This window comes from Mycobacterium sp. (assembly GCF_035697385.1).
GTDB lineage: Bacteria > Actinomycetota > Actinomycetes > Mycobacteriales > Mycobacteriaceae > Mycobacterium.
Map to the genome: position 1 here is coordinate 1 of NZ_DASSCY010000161.1, position 5,030 is coordinate 5,030.

Consider the following 5,030-nt stretch of genomic DNA (forward strand, 5'->3'; position numbering starts at 1 on the left):
CGGCGGTCAGCGTGCCCTGCTGCGCCTTGTCCACCAGGCCCGTCAGGTCCGCGGCCGGGGACGCCGCGAGGGCGCCGACCAGGTGGAGTTCCGGCGCGTAGGTCGCCGCCTGCTCATCGGCGGCCCACGCGGCGCTGCCGCCCTGCGAGTCACCGAACGCCGCCCACCTGTCCGAGACATCAGGGAAGGTCCGTCGCAGTGCTCGTACGGCGTCGATCATGTTGAGCCCGGCGGTGCGCGAATCCGAATAGGGATGGACACCCTTGGTGCCAAGTCCCTGATAGTCGGTCAGCGCCACCGCGTAGCCCAACTGGGTCAGCACCCGTACGTAACGCATCAGGCCGAGCAACGATGAAGACAGTGAGGGCGCACATGGACCCTCGATGCCCAGCGTGCCGTGGCCGAACGCCACAACGGGCCAGCCTCCGTCTGGAGCGTCGCCCCGCGGCGTGAAGACCGAACCAGAGACGACCGTCGGCCCGGCGTCACCGGAGGTGGAGCGATAGACGACTCTGGCCGCGTGCAGTCCTCGACCCTCGTAGGTACGGGTCACCCCGGGCATGGATGTCGCCGTCACCAACGAACCAGGCCCGGAGTCCGTCAAATCCGCGGAAGTGATCGGCACGGGTGGACCGCCGGAAGGGGGAAACTGATCCACTACTCGCACTGCAACGGTGTAGATCGCGGCTTGGAATGTAACCACCACGGCTATCTCGATGGCGAGGACAACGGCCACAGCCGTCCACAACACCGCTTTTTTCATCATGCCCGGTACGCGCTGTCCTTTGCCGTTGCTCTGCCGCTCAATCTAGTGCGAACGGTGCGCCAGATGCTGCTAGCGCCGCCACCTTCTCCTGAGCGTGTCGCAAACCCCGTCCCGCGAACATCGACAGGACGCGCCGGTGTGTCATGACGGACTTCTCGGGGACGCAGATACCGATCTTTTACGTCAGCGTCAGTATTTTGCGGCGGCTTCCCTGCAACTCAGTCCGATTGCCCGCCATTCGGACTCCACGGACGTTGCTGGAGGCTGTTCAGACGTTTTGCGGGCATTCGCGAATTGGACTATCGATATTGATTTGTCCCTCGCCGCGGATGCCACCGGCGCGGTGTTGGCTCGTCACGAGATCGTCCGGCTAGCAGGCTTTTCCGGCTAGGTTGGCCGACTTTAACCGGATTACGCGCTTTGCCTCATGGCGAGCTGGGCGGTGGCTCTCACCCTAGCTTTATAACGTTGCGCGTCAATTAATGGAAGCCGCACGTGATGAATATCTGAGCGCGCGATGCGATCAGTAGGCGCCTGAACCCGCCGCGACAATGCGGATGGTCTTGGCCGCGATCAGTAGGTCGTTGGCAATGGACCAGTTCTCCACATAGGACAGATCCAGCCGGACCGAGTCCTCCCACGACAGGTCCGAGCGGCCGCTGACCTGCCACAGGCCTGTGATACCCGGCAGCACGAGCAGCCGTCGCCGCACCTGATCGTTGTAGGTGTCGACCTCGCGGCGCAGCGGCGGGCGCGGCCCGACAACGCTCATGTCGCGGCGCAGCACATTGAAGAACTGGGGAAGCTCGTCGATGCTGTAGCGGCGCAGGATCTTGCCGACCGCGGTGACCCGCGGGTCCTCGCGGATCTTGAACAGCACGCCGCCGACGCTCTCGTTGACATCGATCAGGCTGTCCAGCTGCTTGTCGGCACCGTCGACCATGGTCCGGAACTTGATCATCTGGAACGGCCGGCCGTCCAAGCCGATCCGCTCGGAGCGGTAGAACACCGGGCCCTTGCTGGTCAGCTTGATGGCGATCGCGGCAGCCGCCATCACCGGCAGGGCGCCGAGCAGGACGCTTAACGACACGAACAGGTCGAAGGCCCGCTTCTGCAACTTCTTCGTGCCGCTGTACTGCGGCTTCTCGACGTGAATGAGCGGCAGGCCGGCGACAGGGCGCATGGTCAGGCGCGGTCCGGCGACGTCGACGACGCCTGGCGAAACCACCAGGTCCACACCCAATTTGTCCAGATCCCACGACAATTCGCGGACACCTTCTGGCCCGAGGTGATCGGTGGTGGTCAACGCGACGGTATCAGCGTTGATCTTGAGGATGGCGTCGTGCACCTTGCCTTCGTCGCCGAGGACCGGCAACGTGCCGACTCCTGGCACCTCGAGGGTGCCGCCGGTGCTGCGCCCGGTCAGGCACACACCGACCACCGAGTAGCCGTACCACCAGCCGCGATGCAGGGACTGCACCAGGCTGCGCACCGCCCGCGGATCGCCGACGGCCAGCACCGACATGACGCACTTGCCCAGCCGGCGCTGGCGGGCGAGGAATCGCCTGCACAGGCTGCGGCTCAGGAGCAACGCAAGGAGTCCGAGCGGAAGGGCCACGGCAAGATAGCCACGGGCATACTCGGGCCGGAAGATCATCAGGAAGACCGCGATCACGCCGACGGTTGCCAGTGTGGCGGAAAACACCCGGCGGTATTCCTCGACGCCGGCACCGACGATCCGGGGCGAGCGAGTGCGGTACGCCGCAAGCAGGCCCAGCCAGATCGCGCCGACGAAGAACGACAGCACCGTGTAGTAGGACAGCACCGCGTAGTAGGCCGCGGCCTCGTACGCCGAAGCGGCCTCGACCGGCACGTCAGGCCTGCCGAGCCGGACGAACTGAGCAGCGGCCAAAGCCAGCGCCACCACAGCCACATCGGTCACGACAAGGAGGACCTTATATCGACGCTGCCACAAAGGAACGGGAGTGCTACCAACCGCGGTAAGGCGGGGTTTGGTGGGTACAAATACCTCTTCTGCCACCGACACGGCTCGCACTACCTCCTATTTGCTGGCGGCTACCGATAATTCGACGACCCCGACCGTCGGTACACTATCTCATTGTTTGCCTGACAACGCCACACATTGCGAAAACTGGCTGGTCAAGCGCAAGTGCCTTGAAGAACGGCCTTCGCGAAGCCGGCAAATTGGTAGAAGTACATGAACTCCCACTGCAGGAATGAGTACTGGTACTCCCTGGGCATCGCCCGCATGACCGTCGCGTGCCGATCGTCGGAGTAGCACTGCCGGAAGACCAGCCGTGCGCGCGGGATGTGATAACGCCAGGTGACGACGATAATCTTGGTCCACGATCGCTGCTGCGCAAGTTGGCGCACCATGTCCGCCTCGCCGCGGGTGGTCAGCGTGCGCGGCTTTCCGCAGATGACTTCTACGTCCTCGACAGGGCGGCAGAACTCCTTCATCACCGTGTCGTTGCGCAGGTAGGGATTCGATAGCACGACGGTCGGCGCCCAGCCCTCTCGCGCGAGACGTAGCGCATACTCCTCGCGGCCGTCGTGCTCACCGGCCAGCACAACGATCGCGTCGGCGCGCTGCAGCTGGTCCTCCTTGGCGTGGGTGAACAGCACGATTCCCGCCAGTCCGACGTCGATCAGCACGATCACGAGCACCGCGGCGATCGATTCCAAGATCACCCGGCCCGGATCAACCCGGCGCATAGCCCGCTAGTTGTTCGGCGCACATCTCGCGGTACGTTATCCACATCCGCCTGCCCAGCTCACGCTGGCCCGTCGCGTTGTAGTGGCGGTCTTCCCCACCATTGATACAGCCGGACGGTCCGGGAATGAATGCGGTGCCGGTCCTGCGATTCGGGGTGTCGGCGTGCACGGCGTCGATGGCGGAATAGTCCTTATGGCTCAATTCCATTTCTTCGGGCACCATTTGCCCGAGCAGGAAAGGCACGCTTTCGCCGTAGCGTCCCCGGACGTCGTCGATGAGCCGGTCGAGTTTCCTCTGATAAACCGCAGCGGCCATCAACGGCACATCCGTCTCGCCTTGGTGCCACAGCACGGCGGCGACGGTGCTGCCCGGATATTGTTCGATTGCCGCATCGACCGCGGACACCGCCTCGCGGTACAGATTTCTGCGCGAGCGAGTGTCGTCGACATCCCAGGTGTAGCCGTTCTTCGGGGTGAACGACGTGTCGCCGCGCGCACCAGGAATCAGCAGCACGGAACGGCCGGTCTCGTCGGCAAGCTGCTTGGCGAACGTCACACCGAAACCGACACCCTTGCCCGGCACCTCGTGAAACAACGGGTCGACGCCGGCGACAACAGTGCCGGCCGACGGGCCCGACATCGCCCATTGGTGCACCGCGGGGTGCGGTTTATCCGGGCCGTCGAGATCGAGCCCGACGCCCATTCCGTAGGCGTTCGACTGTCCGAGAATCGGCACGATCAGATACGGAAGCTCGGGGACGGTCACCGGGGTGCCGGGCTTGGCTAGGCGGCGCTTGACGACGCACCAGCCCTCGATCAGCAGGCGGCGCAGGAGCGGATAGTCTCCATCGGGATTCCTAAGGGCAGTCATTTTCGACCGGTTTACCCGCGAATCGGTCTGCGATCCAAGTGAATTGGGATGCGATGTCCACGTCGCCGTGCCCCTTGTCCGGCTGGAGCTGCCATTGCACAGTCCCGCCGAGTGCACACGCCCTTGCGATCGCGTCGGTGGTCCACTGCGCATCGATGTAGGTGTCTTGTCCGCCATATGCCACCGACAGCGGTGCTGAAAGTCGTTGCTGCGGAAGGGACCAGGCCGAGATCAGCTTGCGTAACTGTTCGGCAGCGGCTGGTGTGGCCGGCGCCAGGTCGGTTGGCTGCATCGCTTGGATCGCGGCCGTACGATCCGAGACCTTGGGCCCCGAACACGCCGAAAGCACGTCCCAGTATTTCTTGGCCGCGCCGTGGCGGTAGTCGTCGCGGTTGAGGTCGTCGTGCAGGCGCGCAAGTGACTCGATGACTGCTTGAAACGCCGCCAGCTGATCAACGGTCAACGTGCCCGCCTGCGCCTTGTTCACCATTCCTGACACATCGACGGCAGGTGAGTACGCGACCGCGCCGACGAGGTTCAGTTCCGGTGCGTAGGTGCCTGCCTGTTCGTCCGCCGCCCATGCCGCCCCGCCGCCTTGGGATCCGCCGACGGCCACCCAGCGATCGGAGACGTTCTTGAAGGTATGGCGCAAGGCGC

Annotated in this window: 5 protein-coding genes; all 5 read right to left on the reverse strand. The window is 64.4% G+C overall.

What is annotated here, in order from left to right:
* Window positions 1–763: lipase family protein (locus VFH65_RS13490; RefSeq protein ID WP_353322185.1), on the reverse strand; the 763-nt coding region annotated here is incomplete at its 3' end.
* A gap of 526 nt (window positions 764–1,289) precedes the next feature.
* Window positions 1,290–2,708 carry a sugar transferase gene (locus VFH65_RS13495; RefSeq protein ID WP_353322187.1) on the reverse strand — a complete coding sequence of 473 codons (1,419 nt, stop codon included), beginning with the start codon at window positions 2,706–2,708 and terminating at the stop codon, window positions 1,290–1,292.
* Between the two features lie 218 nt (window positions 2,709–2,926).
* On the reverse strand, window positions 2,927–3,502 hold the full coding sequence (locus VFH65_RS13500) for a YdcF family protein (RefSeq protein WP_353322189.1): 576 nt from the start codon (window positions 3,500–3,502) through the stop codon (window positions 2,927–2,929).
* Entirely contained in the window at window positions 3,489–4,373 is an 885-nt protein-coding gene (locus tag VFH65_RS13505) for a sialate O-acetylesterase (protein ID WP_353322190.1), read from the reverse strand. Before VFH65_RS13505 ends, VFH65_RS13500 begins: the two co-directional genes overlap by 14 nt.
* Window positions 4,360–5,030, reverse strand: a 671-nt coding sequence (locus VFH65_RS13510; RefSeq protein WP_353322192.1) for a lipase family protein, incomplete at its 5' end; no start/stop codon positions are given. The genes VFH65_RS13505 and VFH65_RS13510, both read right to left, overlap by 14 nt.

Coding starts and splice junctions, on each gene's coding strand:
- VFH65_RS13505 (WP_353322190.1), bottom strand. CDS start 4,373: ATGACTGCCCTTAGGAATCCCGATGGAGACTATCCGCTCCTGCGCCGC.
- VFH65_RS13500 (WP_353322189.1), bottom strand. CDS start 3,502: ATGCGCCGGGTTGATCCGGGCCGGGTGATCTTGGAATCGATCGCCGCG.